Origin of the sequence: Amycolatopsis orientalis DSM 43388, from assembly GCF_000411975.1 — a bacterium.
GTDB classification, from domain to species: Bacteria; Actinomycetota; Actinomycetes; order Mycobacteriales; family Pseudonocardiaceae; genus Amycolatopsis; species Amycolatopsis orientalis_D.
This window is the reverse complement of record NZ_ASXG01000078.1, coordinates 90,696-109,030: the sequence shown is the minus strand read 5'-3', so window position 1 is coordinate 109,030 and position 18,335 is coordinate 90,696. Positions and strand designations below refer to the sequence as shown.

Annotated in this window: 14 protein-coding genes; 12 read left to right on the top strand and 2 right to left on the bottom strand. The window is 70.3% G+C overall.

Translation table 11 applies throughout. The annotated features are described in order from the left end of the window. Window positions 1-323: 323 nt before the first annotated feature. The gene (locus L942_RS15630; protein ID WP_081655084.1) at window positions 324-1,679 is read right to left on the bottom strand and encodes an MFS transporter; all 1,356 of its coding nucleotides are present in this window, start codon (window positions 1,677-1,679) and stop codon (window positions 324-326) included. A 261-nt stretch (window positions 1,680-1,940) separates the two neighbouring features. Next, window positions 1,941-2,714: an IclR family transcriptional regulator gene (locus L942_RS15625; protein ID WP_037360672.1), complete on the bottom strand. Its 774-nt coding sequence runs from the start codon at window positions 2,712-2,714 to the stop codon at window positions 1,941-1,943. A gap of 122 nt (window positions 2,715-2,836) precedes the next feature. On the opposite strand from L942_RS15625, the gene L942_RS15620 reads away from it, so the two are divergent. The 12 genes from L942_RS15620 to L942_RS15565 all read left to right on the top strand — a co-directional run bounded on the left by L942_RS15620 (window position 2,837) and on the right by L942_RS15565 (window position 18,322). Beyond that, window positions 2,837-3,178: a bifunctional 3-phenylpropionate/cinnamic acid dioxygenase ferredoxin subunit gene (locus tag L942_RS15620; RefSeq protein ID WP_037360670.1), complete on the top strand. Its 342-nt coding sequence runs from the start codon at window positions 2,837-2,839 to the stop codon at window positions 3,176-3,178. After that, window positions 3,178-4,353: an NAD(P)/FAD-dependent oxidoreductase gene (locus L942_RS15615; RefSeq protein ID WP_037360668.1), complete on the top strand. Its 1,176-nt coding sequence runs from the start codon at window positions 3,178-3,180 to the stop codon at window positions 4,351-4,353. The genes L942_RS15620 and L942_RS15615 overlap by 1 nt, the downstream gene beginning before the upstream one ends. 37 nt (window positions 4,354-4,390) lie before the next feature. Further along, complete coding sequence (locus L942_RS15610) at window positions 4,391-5,524, top strand: aromatic ring-hydroxylating oxygenase subunit alpha (protein ID WP_037360666.1); 1,134 nt, start codon at window positions 4,391-4,393, stop codon at window positions 5,522-5,524. Between the two features lie 49 nt (window positions 5,525-5,573). Then, window positions 5,574-7,859, top strand: coding sequence for an FdhF/YdeP family oxidoreductase (locus tag L942_RS15605; protein WP_037360665.1), 2,286 nt, complete (start codon window positions 5,574-5,576; stop codon window positions 7,857-7,859). A 14-nt stretch (window positions 7,860-7,873) separates the two neighbouring features. Next, window positions 7,874-8,962 (top strand): S-(hydroxymethyl)mycothiol dehydrogenase, encoded by a 1,089-nt coding sequence (locus tag L942_RS15600; RefSeq protein WP_037360663.1) that lies wholly within the window; start codon window positions 7,874-7,876, stop codon window positions 8,960-8,962. Next, window positions 8,959-9,585 (top strand): MBL fold metallo-hydrolase, encoded by a 627-nt coding sequence (locus L942_RS15595; RefSeq protein WP_037360659.1) that lies wholly within the window; start codon window positions 8,959-8,961, stop codon window positions 9,583-9,585. Before L942_RS15600 ends, L942_RS15595 begins: the two co-directional genes overlap by 4 nt. 110 nt (window positions 9,586-9,695) lie before the next feature. Next, complete coding sequence (glyA, locus tag L942_RS15590) at window positions 9,696-10,994, top strand: serine hydroxymethyltransferase (RefSeq protein ID WP_037360656.1); 1,299 nt, start codon at window positions 9,696-9,698, stop codon at window positions 10,992-10,994. Then, window positions 10,991-12,220 (top strand): sarcosine oxidase subunit beta family protein, encoded by a 1,230-nt coding sequence (locus L942_RS15585; protein ID WP_037360654.1) that lies wholly within the window; start codon window positions 10,991-10,993, stop codon window positions 12,218-12,220. Before glyA ends, L942_RS15585 begins: the two co-directional genes overlap by 4 nt. 11 nt (window positions 12,221-12,231) lie before the next feature. After that, complete coding sequence (locus L942_RS15580) at window positions 12,232-12,513, top strand: sarcosine oxidase subunit delta (protein WP_037360652.1); 282 nt, start codon at window positions 12,232-12,234, stop codon at window positions 12,511-12,513. Then, window positions 12,510-15,224 carry a 2Fe-2S iron-sulfur cluster-binding protein gene (locus tag L942_RS15575; protein ID WP_037360650.1) on the top strand — a complete coding sequence of 905 codons (2,715 nt, stop codon included), beginning with the start codon at window positions 12,510-12,512 and terminating at the stop codon, window positions 15,222-15,224. The genes L942_RS15580 and L942_RS15575 overlap by 4 nt, the downstream gene beginning before the upstream one ends. Next, complete coding sequence (locus tag L942_RS15570; RefSeq protein ID WP_037360642.1) at window positions 15,217-15,807, top strand: sarcosine oxidase subunit gamma; 591 nt, start codon at window positions 15,217-15,219, stop codon at window positions 15,805-15,807. The genes L942_RS15575 and L942_RS15570 overlap by 8 nt, the downstream gene beginning before the upstream one ends. Window positions 15,808-15,847: 40 nt before the next feature. Beyond that, complete coding sequence (locus L942_RS15565) at window positions 15,848-18,322, top strand: GcvT family protein (RefSeq protein WP_037360639.1); 2,475 nt, start codon at window positions 15,848-15,850, stop codon at window positions 18,320-18,322. Window positions 18,323-18,335 lie beyond the last annotated feature (13 nt).

Genomic DNA, 18,335 nt, shown 5'->3' with positions numbered 1-18,335 from the left:
ACTGGGCCAACCGCGACGACCTGACCCTGGCCAAGCAGCTCGGCTGGGTTCCGCCGAGCCCGGTGTTCCTGGTCCGCATGGCGCTGGCCAAACGCCGCGCTTCCGCGTGAACCGCTTGCCGCGCGGAGGCGCGACGAGGCAAGCCGGAAGTCTCGGGAATACCGGGGCGAGCGGCCACAACTACGCGCAGCCAGGCCGCTCGGCATCGAACCGCGGGTCGGCCCGACTGCGCCGCGATGCGGAATTCGGTCCACTGCGAGAGCGCGCACGCGTCTGGCCGTCGCCCTGCCGAGCAAGTTGGCGCGCCTGCCGGTTCCGCGCCGTCAGCGCGCGGATGGGTCTTCGATCGGCACTTCGTCGCTGGTGCGGCCCGGATTGAGCAGCTCCGCGGTGGAGGCGAGGGGAGCGGACCCGGGCAAGGCGCGGCCGGCTGGCTCCTTGAGGCGCAGGGTGGCGACGAGTCCGATCACCCCGGCGCCGATGAGGTAGTAGCCGGGCCAGTCCAGGTTGCCGGTGCCGGTTACCGCGACGCCGATGACGGTCGGGGCGGTGCCGGCGAACGCGGAGACGAAGATGTTGAAAATGATCGACAGGCTGCCGTAGCGGATGAAGGTCGGGAATAGGGCAGGAAGCGTGGACGGTGTCACCGCGGCGAAGCACAGCAGGGTGAAGCCCATGATCAGCAATCCGGCGACCTGCCCGGCCAGGCCGTGGCGCAGCAGCCAGACCGAGGGGAGGCCGGCGACGACGAGCAGGAGACTGCCGGTGAGCAGGATCGGTTTGCGGCCGATGCGGTCGCTCAGCTTCCCGACGAAGAGGATCACGGCGAGCATCGCGATCATGACGATCACCTGGAGCGTGCTCGACACCGACTCGCTGGTGCCGGTCACGCCGTGGCTGGGGAGCGTGCCGGTGAGGTAGGTCGGCACGTAGTTCGTCAGCACGTAGTTCGTGACGTTCCAGGCGATGACGAGACCGCCCGCGATCAAGGCCTCCGGCCGGTGTTTCGTGACCAGGACACCGAACATGCGGCGCAGCGACATGGTGGACATGGCCGGCGACCGTCGCATCAGCTGGCGGAACGCAGGGGTTTCTTCGAGCCGCAGCCGCAGGTAGATCCCGACCGCGCCGACCGGGAGGGCGATCATGAACGGGATTCGCCAGCCCCACGACAGCAGCTCGTGCTGCGGCAGCACGGTGATCAGCAAGGCGCTGATCCCGGCGCCGAGCGTGTACCCGACCAGGGTGCCGAATTCCAGCCAGCTGCCGAAGAAGCCGCGACGGCGGTCCGGTGCGTACTCGGCGACCAGCGTGAGCGCTCCGGCGTATTCGCCGCCCGCGGAGAAGCCTTGCAGCATCCGGATGAACAGCACGATGAGGGGTGCCGCGATCCCGATGGTGCCGTAGCTGGGCACGAGTCCCAGCAGGAGGGTGGCACCCGCCATCAGCAGCACGGTCGCCGACAGCACCCGGGTGCGGCCGATCCGGTCGCCGAGCGGGCCCAGGATGAACCCGCCGAGCGGGCGGACCAGGAACGCCGCGGCGAAGGTGGCCAGCGTCAGCACCGGCGCCCAGCTGCCGGCGTCGGGGAAGAAGACCCGGTCCAGCGCGATGGCGGCGAGATAGGAGTAAATGCCGAAGTCGTACCATTCGGCGACATTGCCGACCGCGGCGGCCATCGAGGCCCGGCGGATCGTTTTCTCGTCTTCGATCGCGATCGCGCCGACGGTGCCTCCGGGGCCCTCCGTTGCCGCGGTCACCGCGCTTCCTCCGTTCGGCCGGTCATGGATTCGGGCGGCGTGCAGCGGCAGGGATTCATGATCGTCCTTGAGTCATGAGGCGGCTGATATATCTATTGACGCTATTAGGTGTGTCAGGGCTGGTCAAGGGCGGGCCGCGAGAAGTCCACTGAGGACAGTCGGGTTACCGGCGGGTTCGGATCAGGTGTCCGCCAAGCGGCGGAGGCGTTCGAGGATCTCTTCGGCGCCGTCGGCGAGAATTCGCGCGACCTCGCGGAAATCCTTGGGGCGCAGGGAGGTTTTGCCGCCTGACACGCTGAGCGCGCCGACGATCCGGCCGCCCGGGCCGCGCACCGCGACGGCGACCGAGTTGAGTTCCGGTTCGAGTTCGCCGCTCGTCGCCGCCCAGCCGCGGTCCCGCGTGCGGTTCAGATCGGCGAGCAGCACGCCGGGTGCGGTGATGGTGTGCGGGGTGAAACGTTCGCGCGGTTGTTCGAGTATTTCGCCGAGTTCTTCGAAGCCGAAGCTGGCGAGCAGGACTTTCCCGCTCGCGGTCGCGTGCAGCGGCGCGCGCAGGCCGATCCAGTTGCGTTCCGTCTCCGGCTCCTGGACGACGGCGGTGACCCCGTCGGCCTCCCGGACGCTCAGGCTCACCGTGCCGCGGAGTTCGGCGGCGAGGCGGGCGCAGACCGGGCGGCTTTCGCGTGCGATGTCCAGTTGTGCGGCAGTCGCTCCGGCGAGCCGGACGATCCCGAAGCCGAGCCGGTATCGGCCGCGGTTTCCGGTTTGCTCGACGAGCCGGAACCGCTCGAGCGCGGACATCATCCGCGACGCGGTGGACTTGTGCACGCCGATTTCGCCGGCGAGATCGGTCAATCGGGACGGTCCGTTCCGGGCCAGCAGCACCAGGATCGACAGGGCTCGTTCGACGGCCTGGGTGGTCGAGCGCGGCTCGGCTCGCTCGTTGTTGTTCATTGCGCAACTCCTCGTCCGGGTGGGCGAAGCCGGAAGTCGATCGTTGACGGATGGGGGCGGCTGCCTCATCGTGTGTTGCGGATAGTGTCACGCGTTCCGCAATACGCAACAGGAGTCGAGCGATGATCTGTGCCGGCGCGGTGTCCGACCTCCCCGACGGAGAGTCCGTCCGGATCGAGGCCGAGGTCCCGATCGCGGTCTTCAACGTCGAGGGCGAGTTCTACGCGATCGACGACACCTGCACCCATCAGGACGCGTCCCTTTCGGACGGATGGGTCGAGGGGTGCGCGGTCGAATGTCCTTTGCACGCAGCGTGTTTCGACTTGCGGACCGGAGTGCCGAGCGGGCCGCCGGCGCGTCGGCCGGTGCGGACGCACGAGGTGATCGTGTCCGACGGCCTGCTCTACGTGAACGTGCCCGCCGCCGCGCCGGCCGCCGGAACGCTCGTGGCCGAGGCCGTGTGATGCGTGCGGTGACCATCGTCGGCGCCTCGCTCGCCGGTCTCAGTGCGGCGAGGGCGTTGCGGGACAAGGGGTTCGAAGGACGGCTCGTCGTCGTCGGGGACGAACCCCACGCCCCGTACGACCGGCCGCCGCTGTCGAAGGAATTCCTCGCCGGCACCGCGTCCGAGGCGGACTTGGCCCTGGCGACTCCGGAAGACGAGTCGCTGCGTGCGGATTGGCGGCTCGGCTGCCGGGCCGTCGCGCTCGACGCCGCCGAGCGCGCGGTCGTTCTCGAGGGCGGCGAGCGCGTCGTTTCGGACGCCGTCATCGTCGCGACCGGGGCACGGGCGCGCGAGCTGCCAGGCTCGATGCCCGACGGCGTCCACACTCTCCGGACGTTCGACGACGCGCTCGCCCTGCGGAAGGCGCTGGTTCCCGGAGCCCGGCTCGTGGTCATCGGCGCCGGCTTCATCGGGTCGGAGGTGGCGTCCACCGCAGCCGCGCTCGGCGTCGACGTCGAGGTGGTCGAAGCCGCCGCGGTCCCGCTGGAGAAGCCGCTCGGCACGGAGATGGGCGCGGTGTGCTCCCGGCTCCACGCCACCCGGGGCGTCCGGCTGCGCACCGGAGCCGGTCTGGCCGAGGTGACGGGTTCTCCGCAGGCGACCGGCGTCCGGCTGACCGACGGCACGGAGTTGCCGGCGGACGTGGTGCTCCTCGGCATCGGTGCGGCGCCCCAAGTGGAGTGGCTCGCCGGCTCCGGACTCGAGCTCGACGACGGGGTGGTCACCGACGCGCGCGGCGCTACCGCCGTTCCCGGCGTGTTCGCGGTCGGCGACTGCGCGCGGTCACACCGGCCGCTGATCGGTGCGGCGACGCGGCTCGAACACTGGACCAACGCGGTGCAGCAACCCTCCGCCGCGGCGGCCGCGCTGCTCGGCCAGGAGCACACCGCGCCGGCGCATCACGAAGTGCCCTATTTCTGGTCGGATCAGTACGGCCACCGCATCCAGTTCGCCGGGCACCGCGGCCGCGCCGTGCGGGTCGAAGTCGTCGAAGGCGACCTGGATTCCTTCGATTTCCTCGCGCTTTACCGCGATCGGGACGGCGATCCGGTCGCGGTGCTGGCCATCGGCCGAGTCCGTTCCTTCGGACGCTGGCGCCGGCAGCTGGCCGCCCCGCGCGCGGCGCGGCTCTGAACCCCGAACTCTTCTCCCACGCACAGAAGGACCGCACATGAGCTCTGTCGAAACCCGCCCCGCGCAGACCGGGTCGAGCCTCATCCCGACGCTGCCTGGCGCGCACTACACCGATCCCGCGATCTTCGAGCTCGAACAGTCGCGGATCTTCCAATCGCACTGGTTCGCGGTCGCGCGCGGTTCGGACCTGCCGTCCGCCGGGAACTTCCGGAAGGTCGACGTCGGCGGCGAAAGCGTGCTGCTCGTGCGCGGCCGCGACGGCGCACTGCGCGCCTTCCTCAACGTCTGCCGCCACCGCGGCGCCCAGCTGTGCGTGGAGGACTCCGGCAGCGTCCGCCGGAACCTGCAGTGCCCGTACCACGCGTGGACCTACGGACTCGACGGTTCGCTCGTCGCTGCGCCGAACCTCAACTCGATGGCGGACGTGGACCGGAAGGAATACGGGCTGATCCCGGTCGCGCTGCGGGAATGGCTCGGCACCGCCTGGGTGTGCCTCGCCGACGAGCCGCCGTCCTTCGAGGAGACGGTGCAGGGCGCGGTGACCGCGCGGCTGGGCGACCCCGCGGCGATCGACGGCTGGGGCATCGACGACCTCGTCGTCGGCCGCCGGATCGTCTACGACGTCAAGGCGAACTGGAAGCTGATCGTCGAGAACTTCATGGAGTGCTATCACTGCGCGACGATCCACCCGGAGCTCACCGAGGTCCTGCCGGAGTTCGCCGACGGGTACGCGGCGCAGTACTACGTGGGCCACGGCGCGGAATTCGGAGACGAGGTCGCCGGGTTCACCGTCGACGGCCGGGCCGGCTTCGACACCCTGTCCGGGGTCGGCGAGAACCACGACCGCCGCTACTACGCGATCACTGTCAACCCGCAGGTGTTCATCAACCTGGTGCCCGACCACGTGATCTTCCACCGGATGCACCCGATGGCCGTCGACCGCACGATCGTCGAATGCGACTGGCTGTACCCGCGCGAGGTCGTCGACAGCGGCGCGGACCTGGCGCATTCGGTGGAGCTCTTCCACCGGGTGAACCAGCAGGACTTCGACGCCTGCGAACGGTGCCAGCCGGCGATGTCCTCGAAGGCCTATGCCAAGGGCGGCGTGCTCGTCCCGTCCGAGCACCACATCGGCGAGTTCCGGGACTGGGTCGCCGCGGCGATCAGCTGACGGCGATCAGGAAACCGATCAGGCAGCACGGAGAGGTCCGAGGTCGACGGTGTCCGACGAATACCCCGAAGAAGCCGGATTGACGGTCCGCCCGCCGGCGACGCACGCGGCCGGGCTGAAGGCGGTCCGGGTTTCGCTCCGCCGCGCACTGGCCCAGATGGGGCCGGCGAAATCGGCGAAGAACCTGTTGTCGCTCAACCAGGTCGACGGGTTCGACTGCATGTCCTGCGCGTGGCCGGATCCGCTGGAGGGCCGGCACACCGCGGAGTTCTGCGAGAACGGCGCCAAAGCCGTCTCGTGGGAGGGGCAGCGCGACACCGTCGGCCCGGACTTCTTCGCCCGGCATTCGATCTCCGAGCTGGCCGGCCGGAGCGGCTACTGGCTGGAAAGCCAGGGCCGGCTGGCGCACCCGATGGTGCGGCGGGACGGCGCCGACCGCTACGAACCGATTTCCTGGGCGGACGCGTTCGCGCTCGTGGGCGAGCATCTGCGCGCGCTCGAGTCCCCGGACGAGGCGCTTTTCTACACGTCCGGCCGGGCCTCGAACGAGGCCGCGTTCGTCTATCAGCTGTTCGCCCGCGCACTCGGCACCAACAACCTGCCGGACTGCTCGAACATGTGCCACGAGTCGACCTCCGTCGGCCTCGCCCGCGCGATCGGCGTCGGCAAGGGCACGGTGACGCTCCAGGATCTGCACGAGGCGGACCTGATCGTGATCTCCGGCCAGAATCCGGGCACGAACCACCCGCGGATGCTGTCCGCGCTCGAGAAGGCCAAGCGCAACGGCGCCAAGATCCTCGCGGTCAATCCGCTGCGCGAAGCCGGGCTGCTCAAGTTCAACAATCCGCAGACGCCGCGCGGGCTGACGATCGGCACCGGCCTCGCCGACCGGTATCTGCGGATCCGGTCGAACGGCGACCTCGCCCTGTGGCGCGGCGTCGCCCGGCTTCTGCTGGAGGCCGAGGACGCGAATCCCGGCACGATCGTCGACCGGGAGTTCGTCCGCCAGTCGACCACCGGCTGGGAAGCCTGGGAAAAGCACGTCCGCGGCGTCGGCTGGGACGAGGTCGCCGCCGCCACCGGGCTGGCCCGCGAGGAGATCGAGGCGGCCGCGGCGATGATGGCCGACTCGCGGCGGACCGTGCACTGCTGGGCGATGGGGATCACCCAGCACCGCAACTCGGTCGCCACCGTGGGCGAGATCGTCAACGTCGCGCTGATGCGCGGAATGATCGGCAAGCCCGGCGCCGGGCTGTGTCCGGTGCGCGGCCATTCCAACGTCCAGGGCGACCGTACGATGGGCATCTGGGAAAAGCCTCCGGAGTCCTTTTTGGACGCACTGGGCGCGGAGTTCGGCTTCGAGCCGCCGCGCGAGCACGGGCACGACGCCGCCGACGCGGTGCGCGCGCTGCGGGACGGGCGCGCGAAGGTGTTCGTCGGGCTGGGCGGCAACTTCGCCGAGGCGATGTCCGACACCGCGGTCACCGAAGCGGCCCTGCGGTCCGCCGCGCTGACCGTCCAGATCTCCACCAAGCTGAACCGGAGCCACCTTGCCGCGGGCAAGGATGCCCTGATCCTGCCCGCGCTCGGCCGCACGGAACAGGACCACACTGGCGGCATCGTGCAGCGGGTCACCGTCGAAGACTCGATGTCGGTCGTCCACGCGTCCCGCGGGCGGGCGAAACCGGCCGCGCCGCTGTTGCGGTCGGAGGTGGCGATCGTCTGCGGAATGGCGTACGCCGCGCTCGGCGACCGGTACGGCATTCCGTGGGCGGAATTCGCCGCCGATTACTCGCGGATCCGCGAGCGCATCGGCCGGGTGGTGCCCGGCTGCGAGGGATACGAAGAGAAAATCAGCCGGCACACCGCTTTCCCGCTTCCGCATCCGCCGCGCGACACGCGAACCTTTCCCACGCCCGAAGGCAAAGCGGTGTTCACGGTCAGCCCGCTCGAGGTGCTGACCGTCCCGGAGGGCCGGCTCGTCCTCCAGACGCTGCGCAGCCACGACCAGTTCAACACCACCGTGTACGGGCTGGACGACCGCTACCGGGGCATCCGCTCCGGACGCCGGGTGGTCTTCGTGAACGAGGCGGACCTGCGGGAGCTGGGGCTGCGCGACGGAGACCACGTCGACCTGGTCTCGGAGTGGCCGGACGGCGAACGCCGGGTGCCGCGGTTCCGTCTCGTCGCCTACGACACGCCGAAGGGGTGCGCCGCCGCGTACTACCCGGAGACCAATCCGCTCGTCCCGCTCGATTCGCAAGCCCTGGAGTCCGGCACGCCGACGTCCAAATCGGTCGTGGTCCGGCTCGAACCCGTTCGACCCGTCAAGTAAGGAGCAGTTGCGCCATGGCACAGCACGTTCAGGGCGTCGTCGCCCTCGCCGAAGGCAAACCGGTGTCGGTCGAGACGATCGTCGTGCCGGACCCGGGCCCGGGAGAGGCGGTGGTGCGCGTCCAGGCCTGCGGGGTCTGCCACACCGACCTGCACTACCGCGAAGGCGGCATCAACGACGAGTTTCCCTTTCTCCTCGGGCACGAGGCCGCCGGGACGGTGGAATCGGTCGGCGAAGGCGTGACCGACGTGGCTCCCGGCGATTTCGTGATCCTCAACTGGCGCGCGGTGTGCGGGCAGTGCCGGGCGTGCCGCAAGGGCAAACCCCAGTACTGCTTCGACACGCACAACGCGGAGCAGAAGATGACCTTGCTGTCGGGGCAGGAGCTGAGCCCGGCGCTCGGCATCGGGGCGTTCGCGGAGAAGACGCTCGTCGCGGCCGGGCAGTGCACGAAGGTGAATCCGCGGGTCCCGCCTCAGGTCGCCGGTCTGCTCGGCTGCGGGGTGATGGCCGGTCTCGGCGCGGCGATCAACACCGGCGGGGTCGGCCGCGGCGATTCGGTCGCGGTCATCGGCTGCGGCGGGGTCGGCGACGCGGCGATCGCCGGTGCGGTCCTGGCCGGCGCCACGACGGTGATCGCCGTCGACCGGGATCCCCGGAAACTGGACAAGGCCAAGGAGTTCGGCGCGACGCACACCGTCGACGCCCGGGATCTCGACGCGGTCGAGGCGATCGTCGGCTACACCGGCGGCTTCGGCGCGGACGTCGTGATCGACGCGGTGGGCCGTCCGGAGACGTGGAAGCAGGCCTTCCGCGCCCGGGACCTGGCCGGCACCGCCGTCCTGGTGGGCGTGCCGACGCCGGACATGACGGCACCGGAACTTCCGCTGATCGAGTACTTTTCCCGCGGCGGCGCGCTGAAATCCTCGTGGTACGGCGACTGCCTGCCGGAACGCGACTTCCCGGCGATGGTGGACCTGCACCTGCGGGGCCGGTTGCCGCTGGACAAGTTCGTCTCCGAGGAGATCGCGCTGGACTCCGTCGAGGACGCGTTCGAGAAGATGCGGCAGGGGGCCGTGCTGCGCTCGGTGGTGGTCCTGTGAACCCGATCGAGCACCTGGTCACCTCCGGCACCTTCTCGCTGGACGGCGGCGCCTGGGACGTCGACAACAACGTCTGGCTGATCGGCGACGACCGGGAGGTCCTGGTCCTCGACCCGGCGCACGACGCGAAGGCGATCGCGGAACAGGTGGGGGACCGGCGGGTCGTCGCCATCGTGTGCACCCACGGGCACGACGACCACATCGGCCAGGCGCCGGTGCTGGCGGACACCTTCGGCGCGCCGATTCTGCTGCATCCCGACGAAGCGCCGCTGTGGGCGCTGACCCATCCGGATCGCCGGCCCGACGGGGAACTCCGGGACGGAGAAGTGCTCACCGCGGGCGGGATCGACCTGCGGGCGTTCGTCACGCCAGGGCATTCGCCCGGCTCGACGAGCCTGTACGCACCGGAGTTGAAGACCGTCTTCACCGGCGACACCCTGTTCCGGGGCGGCCCCGGCGCCACCGGCCGGTCGTTTTCCAGCTTCGGCACCATCATCGCCTCGATCCGGGACACGTTGCTGACCCTGCCCGAGGACACCGCGGTGCGCACCGGCCACGGCGAAAGCACCACGATCGGCGCCGAGGCCCCGCATCTCGCGAAATGGCTCGCGCGCGGGTACTGAGCACCCGGAATCCGCCCGGAACGGCTCTTGACCCGGCTCTCCGCGCGGACTTAGCCTGACCCTTAACTGATATATCAATCGTCTACTACGAAGGAATCGGGGACTGCCGCATGTCCGTCACGGTCGATCGACAGGAGAGCAGCGCCGGCCAGGTGCTGGGGCTTCCGCTGGCTCAAGCGGATCCCGAGGTGCACGCGGCGGTCGGCCGGGAGCTGGGCCGGCAGCGGCGGACGCTGGAAATGATCGCGAGCGAGAACTTCGCGCCGCTGAGCGTGATGCAGGCGCAGGGCTCGGTGCTGACCAACAAGTACGCCGAGGGCTACCCGGGCCGCCGGTACTACGGCGGCTGCGAGCACGTCGACGAGGTCGAGCAGCTGGCGATCGACCGGGCGAAGGCGTTGTTCGGCGCGGAGTTCGCGAACGTGCAGCCGCATTCGGGCGCGCAGGCCAATTCGGCGGTGCTGAACGCGCTGCTGAAGCCGGGCGAGACGTTCCTGGGCCTCGACCTCGCGCACGGCGGGCACCTGACGCACGGGATGCGGTTGACGTTCTCGGGCAAGTACTTCACCCCCGTGCCGTACCACGTGCGGGAGAGCGACCACCTCGTCGACATGGCGGAGGTGGAACGGCTGGCGAAGGAACACCAGCCGAAGCTGATCGTCGCGGGGTGGTCGGCGTATCCGCGGCAGCTGGACTTCGCGGAGTTCCGCCGGATCGCCGACGAGGCCGGGGCGTACTTGATGGTCGACATGGCGCATTTCGCGGGTCTGGTGGCGGCGGGCCTGCATCCGTCGCCGGTGCCGCACGCACACGTGGTGACCTCGACGACGCACAAAACCCTCGGCGGGCCGCGCGGCGGGGTCGTGCTGGCGACCGCGGAGCTGGGCAAGAAGCTGAACTCGAGCGTGTTCCCTGGACAGCAGGGCGGTCCCCTGGAGCACGTGATCGCGGCGAAGGCGGTCGCGTTCAAGCTCGCCGGGGAGCGCGCTTTCCGGGAGCGGCAGGAGCGGACGCTGGCCGGGGCGAAGATCCTGGCCGAGCGGCTGCTGGCGGAGGAGAACGTCGGGGTGGTCTCCGGCGGGACGGACGTGCATCTGGTCCTCGTCGACCTCCGGGAGTCCGCATTGGACGGTCAGCAAGCGGAGGATCGGCTGCACCGCGTGGGAATCACGGTGAACCGCAATGCGGTCCCGTTCGACCCGCGGCCGCCGATGGTGTCCTCGGGCGTGCGGATCGGGACACCGGCGCTGGCCGCGCGCGGGTTCGGCGCCGAGGATTTCGCCGAAGTGGCCGACGTGATCGCACTGGCTTTGCGGCCGGAGACCGGAGAGTCCGAATTGGACGCGTTGGCCGCGCGGGTCTCGGCGCTGGCCGAACGGCACCCGCTCTACCCGGAGGTGGTCGCATGACCGTCGCACCCGGTGCGCACCTGCCCGAGCACCCGGATTTCCTGTGGCGCAACCCGGAACCGAAGAAGGCCTACGACGTCGTGATCGTGGGCGGCGGCGGGCACGGCCTGGCGACCGCCTATTACCTGGCCAAGAACCACGGCATCACGAATGTCGCGGTGCTGGAGCGCGGCTGGCTCGCGGGCGGGAACATGGCCCGCAACACGACGCTGATCCGTTCGAACTACCTGTGGGACGAGTCGGCGGCGATCTACGAACACGCGCTGAAGCTGTGGGAAGGGCTCGAGGACGACCTCGGCTACCCGATCCTGTTCTCCCAGCGCGGCGTCCTGAACCTGGCGCACACCGAGCAGGACGTGCGCGATTCGGTCCGCCGGGTCGAGGCGAACAAGCTCAACGGCATCGACGCGGAATGGCTGGGGCCGGACGAGGTCGCGAAGATCTGCCCGATCGTGAACGTGTCCGGCGACATCCGGTATCCGGTGCAGGGCGCGACGTACCAGCCGCGCGCGGGGATCGCGAAACACGACTACGTCGCCTGGGGTTTCGCGACCCGCGCCGACGAGGCCGGAATCGACCTGATCCAGGACTGCGAGGTCACCGGGTTCACCGTGGACGGCGACCGCGTCACCGGCGTGCGGACCAGCCGCGGCGACATCGGGTGCGGGACGGTCGCGTTGTGCGCGGCCGGGCACACCTCCGTGCTGCTCGACCAGCTCGGCGTGCGGTCGCCGTTGCAGTCGCATCCCTTGCAGGCGCTGGTGTCCGAGCTGCTGGAACCGGTGCACCCGACGATCGTGATGTCGAACGCGGTGCACGTCTACGTTTCGCAGGCGCACAAGGGCGAGTTGGTGATGGGCGCGGGCGTGGATTCCTACAACGGCTACGGCCAGCGTGGCGCGTTCCACATCATCGAGCGGCAGATGGCCGCGGCGGTGGAGCTCTTTCCGGTGTTCGCGCGGGCACACCTGCTGCGGTCGTGGGCCGGGATCGTGGACGTCACGCCGGACGCGTCGCCGATCGTCGGGCACACGCCGTACGAGAACGTGTTCGTCAACGCCGGGTGGGGAACCGGCGGGTTCAAGGCGACGCCGGGACTGGGCTGGTGCTTCGCGCACACCGTCGCGCACGGCGAGCCGCATCGCTACGTCGCCCCGTTCGGCCTCGACCGTTTCGCCACCGGTGCGCTCGTCGACGAGCACGGCGCCGCGGCCGTCGCGCACTGAGAGGACTTGCCATGCAACTGATCCGCTGCCCGTGGTGCGGGCCGCGCGAGGAAACCGAGTTCCACTACGGCGGACAGGCCGAGGTCGCCTATCCCGCCCGGCCCGCGGACCTGTCCGACCAGGAATGGGCCGAGTTCGTGTTCTACCGCGACAACCCCAAGGGGCCGTTCGCCGAACGCTGGAGCCACGCGACTGGGTGCCGCAAGTGGTTCAACGCCGTCCGCGACACCCGCAGCTACGAATTCCTTGCCACGTACCGGATCGGCGAACCGCGCCCGGAGGTGACCGCATGAGCCGAGTCAACGGCTACGGCCGCATCGACCGGAGCAAGACGCTCACGTTCACCTTCGACGGCCGTACCTACACCGGGCATCCCGGCGACACGCTCGCGTCGGCATTGCTGGCCAACGGCGTGCATTGCCTCGGGACCAGCGTGAAACTCGGCCGTCCGCGCGGGATCGGCGCGGCGTGGACCGAGGACCCGACCGGCTTGGTGCAGATCGAGGAACCGTTTCCCGAACCGATGCTGCAGGCGTCGGTCGTGGAACTGGTCGAGGGACTCGTCGCGCGTGGCGTGCCCGGGCAAGGGCGGCTGGCCGAAATCGCCGACACCGCGCGCTACGACCGCAAGCACACCCACACCGACACTCTCGTGATCGGCGCCGGTCCGGCCGGACTGCACGCCGCCCGGTCAGCCGCGCGGACGGGGCGGAGCGTGGTGCTGGTCGACGACCGCGCCACACCCGGCGGGACGCTGACCGGCACCGAAGAGCTGGACGGCAAACCGGCACCGGAGTTCGTCGAAAACGTCGTGGCCGAGCTGGCGGCGAACCCGGACGTGCTGCACCTGCAGCGCACCACGGCGTTCGGACAGTACGACGACGGATTCGTCCTCGCGCTGGAGCGGCGCACCGACCATCTCGGACCGGACGCGGCGGGCGCCCGGCAGCGGGTCCACCGGATCCGCGCGCAGCACGTCGTCGTCGCGACCGGCGCGCACGAACGGCCGATCGTGTTCGAGGACAACGACCGGCCCGGGATCATGCTCGCTTCCTCGGCGCGGGACTTCCTGCACCGCTACGGCGTTCTCGTCGGCCGCGAGATCGTCGTGTTCACCAGCGACGACCGTGCCTACGCGGCGGCGATCGACCTCGCCGGCGCCGGGGCGCGCGTGACCGTCCTGGACGCGCGTGACACGCTGCCGCGCGAGGAAGAGGCGCGGGCGAACGCGCACGGCGTGACCGTGCATCCGTCCACTGTGGTCACCGGAACCGAAGGCGGCACCCGGGTCTCCGCGGTGCTTGCCACGACCCCGGACGGACGGGTGCGGCTGCCCGCGGACACGCTGCTGGTGTCGGGCGGCTGGAATCCGACCGTGCATTTGTTCAGCCACATCAAGGGCGCGCTGGCCTATGACGCGGCGCTCGGCGCGTTCCGCCCGGCCGCTCCGCTGCCCGGGGTCACCGTGATCGGGGCCGCGAACGGGGACTTTGACCCGGCCGCTCCGACCAAGGTCCTCTGGCGCACCGACGGCGATCCGGCACGGCAGTTCGTCGACATCCAGCGCGACGCGACCGTCGCCGACATCCAGCGCGCGGTCGGGGCCGGGCTGCGTTCGGTGGAACACATCAAGCGCTACACCACGATCGGCACCGCGCACGACCAAGGCAAGACGTCCGGCGTGCTCGCCTCGGGCATCACCGCCGAACTGCTCGGCCGCCCGATCGAGGAACTCGGCACGACGACCTTCCGCCCGCCGTACACACCGGTCGCCTTCGCGGCGCTGGCCGGACGCGAGCGCGGCAGCCTGTTCGACCCGGAACGGGTCACCTCGCTGCACGACTGGCACCTCGAGGCCGGAGCGGTGTTCGAGGACGTCGGCCAGTGGAAGCGGGCCCGCTACTACCCGCAGCCGGGCGAGGACATGGACGCCGCGGTGCTGCGCGAGTGCGCCGCGGTCCGCGGCGGGGTCGGCATTCTCGACGGGTCCACCCTCGGCAAGATCGACGTGCAAGGACCGGACGCGGGCGAGTTCCTCGACCGGCTCTACACGAACATGATGAGCACGCTGAAGGTCGGCCGGGTCCGCTACGGCGTCATGTGCGGCAACGACGGCATGGTGCTCGACGACGGCACGGTCCTGCGCATCGCGGAGAACCGGTATCTGGTCACCACGACCACCGGCGGCGCGGCGGCCGTGCTGGACTGGATGGAGGAGTGGCTCCAGACCGAGTGGACCGACCTGAAGGTGTATCTGACGTCGGTCACCGAGCACTGGTCGGTGTTCCCGATCGTCGGTCCGCGCTCGCGCGACGTGCTCGCCGAAGTGTTCCCGGACGTCGACGTCTCCAACGACGCGTTCCCGTTCATGTCCTGGCAGGACACCGTGCTGGACGGAGTGCCGGTGCGGCTGGCGCGGATCTCGTTCTCCGGCGAGCTGGCGTGGGAAGTGAACGTCAGCTCCTGGTACGCGCCGGCGTTGTGGGAGCGGCTGCTGGCGGCGGGCGAGCGGTACGGGATCACGCCCTACGGCACCGAAACCATGCACGTCCTGCGCGCGGAGAAGGGCTACCCGATCATCGGCCAGGACACCGACGGCACGGTCAGCCCGCAGGATCTCGGCATGAGCTGGGCGGTGTCGAAGAAGAAGGAAGACTTCATCGGCAAACGCTCGTTTTCCCGGCCGGAGAACCACAATCCGCTGCGCAAGCAGTTCGTGTCGCTGCTGCCCACCGACCGCAGCACGCGGCTGCCGGAGGGATCGCAGATCGTGGAGCGCTGCCCGGACGGGAAGCTGCCCGCGCCGCCGGTGCCGATGCTCGGACACGTCACCTCCAGCTACCGCAGCGCGGAGCTGGGCCGGCCGTTCGCGCTCGCCCTGGTGAAGAACGGACGCGCCCGCGTCGGGGACGTCGTGCACGTCCCGGTCGGCGGCGTCCTCGTCGAGGCCGAAATCGGCAGCACCGTGCTGGTCGACCCGGAAGGAGCCCGCCGCGATGGCTGACGTCCTGTATCGCACCCCTCCGCTTTCCGCGTGGCAGCCCGCCCTCGAGGCGCTCGGCGAAGAGATCGCCGGCTGCGCTGTCGAGGCCGAGAATCCGGTGGCCGCCGTCGATGTCCGCGTCGACCCGGACGGATGCGGCCTCGCGGCGCTGGGCCGGGTGCTGGGCGCGGCGTTGCCGACCGAACCGAACACCTGGACGCCGACCGGTCAGGGGCAGCTGGTGTGGCTCGGTCCCGACGAATGGCTGGTGACGGACGCGAACGCGCTGCCGCACGAGCTCGAGGAAGACTTGAGCTGGGTCGTGTCCGCCTACGACGGCGCGGTCGTCGACGTGTCCGCGCAACGGACCAGCCTGCGGCTGCGCGGGCCCAAGGCGCGGGAGCTGCTGTCCTTCGGCTGTTCGCTCGACCTGCGGCCGGCGAAGTTCCCCGCCGGCGCCTGCGCGCAGACCGCCGTCGGCCAAGCCGGCGTGCTGCTGCTCGCCCTCGGCGAGGACGACCTGCGGCTCTTCGTCCGGCCGTCCTTCGCCGGCTACCTCGCCGAATGGCTGCTCGACGCGGCCCAGGAATTCCGCGCCCGCTAGCACTTTTCCCGCAGCGGCCGTCCCCTTCAGGAGAGATCCCATGCGCACCACCCCCCGCGTCGTCGTCATCGGAGCCGGGATCGTCGGCGCCAACCTCGCCGACGAGCTCACCGCACGCGGCTGGACCGAGGTCACCGTTCTCGACCAGGGCCCGCTTCCGCTGACCGGCGGTTCCACCTCGCACGCGCCCGGACTGGTCTTCCAGACCAACGGGTCCCGGACCATGACCCGGTTCGCGACCTACACGGTCGAGAAGTTCAAAACCCTCGACGTCGACGGCGCCTGGTGTTTCAACCAGGTCGGCGGACTGGAGATCGCGACCACGCCGGAGCGGCTGGCCGACCTGCACCGCAAGCAGGGCTGGGCGACCTCGTGGGGCGTGCCCGGCGAGGTCGTCGGACCGGAGCGCTGCGCGGAGCTGTACCCGCTGCTCGACCGCGACCAGGTGCTCGGCGGGTTCCACACGCCCACCGACGGCCTGGCCAAGGCGTCCCGGGCGGTCACGGCGCTGGCCCGGCGCGCGCAGTCGCGCGGCGCGGTTTTCCGAGGCTCGACGCGCGTTACGGAAGTCCTCCAGCAGGGCGGGCGCGTCACCGGCGTGCGGACCGCCGCCGGGGACGAGATCCCGGCCGACATCGTCGTGTCGTGCGCCGGGTTCTGGGGACCGGCGGTGGGCGAACTCGTCGGGATGCGGGTGCCGCTGCTGCCGGTGGCGCACCAGTACGCGCGCACCGGGCAGGTCGCCGGGCTCGTCGGCCGCAACGACGAGCAGAGCGAAGCGCGTCTGCCGATCCTGCGCCACCAGGACCGCGACCTGTACTACCGCGAGCACAACGACCGGCTGGGCATCGGCACGTACGCGCACCGCCCGATGCCGGTGCGGCTGGGCGACTTGCCCGAGGTCGAGGACGGCGACCTCACCGAGGCGGCGATGCCGTCGATGCTGCCGTTCACCGAGGAGGACTTCGCGCCGTCGTGGGAGGCCAGCAAGCAACTGCTGCCCTCGCTGCGGGACAGCAAGATCGACACCGGGTTCAACGGGATCATGTCGTTCACCCCGGACGGCGGCCCGCTCGTCGGCGAATCCCCGGACGTGGCCGGGTTCTGGATCGCCGAAGCGGTGTGGGTGACCCATTCCGCCGGCGTCGCGCGCTCCGTCGCGCAGCTGCTGGTCGACGGCCGCAGCGAGATCGAGCTGCACGGCTGCGACGTGCACCGGTTCGACGAGATCGAAACCACTCAGTCCTATGTGGACGAAACCGCGCAGCGGAACTTCGTCGAGGTCTACGACGTGCTGCACCCGTTGCAGCCCAAGCTGTCGCCGCGCGACCTGCGGGTGAGCCCGTTCCACGCGCGGCAGAAGGAACTCGGCGCGTTCTTCCTCGAAGCGCACGGGTGGGAGCGGCCGCACTGGTACGAGGCCAATGCCCGCCTAGTCAAGGAGCTGCCGGCCGAATGGCAGCCGCCGTCGCGCGACGCATGGTCGGCGATGTTCCATTCGCCGATCGCCGCGGCCGAAGCGTGGAAGACGCGGACGGCGGTGGCGATGTACGACATGACGCCGCTGAAGCGGATCGAGGTCTCCGGCAGCGGCGCGGTGGCGTTCCTGCAGCGGCTGACCACGGGGAAGATGGACAAGTCGGTCGGGTCGGTGACCTACACGCTGGCGTTGGACGAAGCCGGCGGGATCCGCAGCGACCTGACCGTCGCGCGGCTCGGCGAGCAGCTGTTCCAGGTCGGCGCCAACGGAAACCTCGATCTGGACTACTTCCGCCGGCAGGCGCCCGCGGACGGCAGCGTGCAGCTGCGCGACATCACCGGCGGCACCTGCTGCGTCGGGGTTTGGGGGCCGTTGGCCCGGGACCTGGTCCAGCCGTTGACCGGCGACGACTTCTCCCACGAGGCGCTGAAGTACTTCCGGCTCAAGCACGCGACCATCGCCGGGATCCCGGTCGTCGCGATGCGACTGTCCTATGTGGGCGAACTGGGCTGGGAGATCTACACCAGCGCCGAATACGGGCAGCGGCTGTGGGACGCGCTGTTCGAAGCCGGTCGTCCGCTCGGAGTGATCGCCGCGGGCCGGGCCGCGTTCAACAGCCTGCGCCTGGAAAAGGGCTACCGCGCCTGGGGTTCGGACATGAACACCGAGCACAACCCGTACGAAGCCGGCCTGGGTTTCGCGGTCAGCGCCAAGAAGACCGGCTATGTCGGCTGCGGCGCGGTCGCCGAGCTGAGCAACGACACCGTGTCCCGTCGCCTGGCCTGCCTGACCGTCGACGACGGCCGCAGCGTGGTCCTCGGGCACGAGCCGGTGTTCCTGGACGGCGAACCGGCCGGGTACGTCACCTCCGCGGCGTTCGGGCACACGATCGGCAAACCGGTCGCGTACGCCTGGCTGCCCGCGTCGGCGACGGTCGGCACCCAGGTGGAAATCCAGTACTTCGACCGGCGGGTGCGGGCGACCGTGACCGCGGAACCGCTGGTCGACCCGGAAATGGCGCGGATCCGTCGCTGAGCGGCGAGAACAG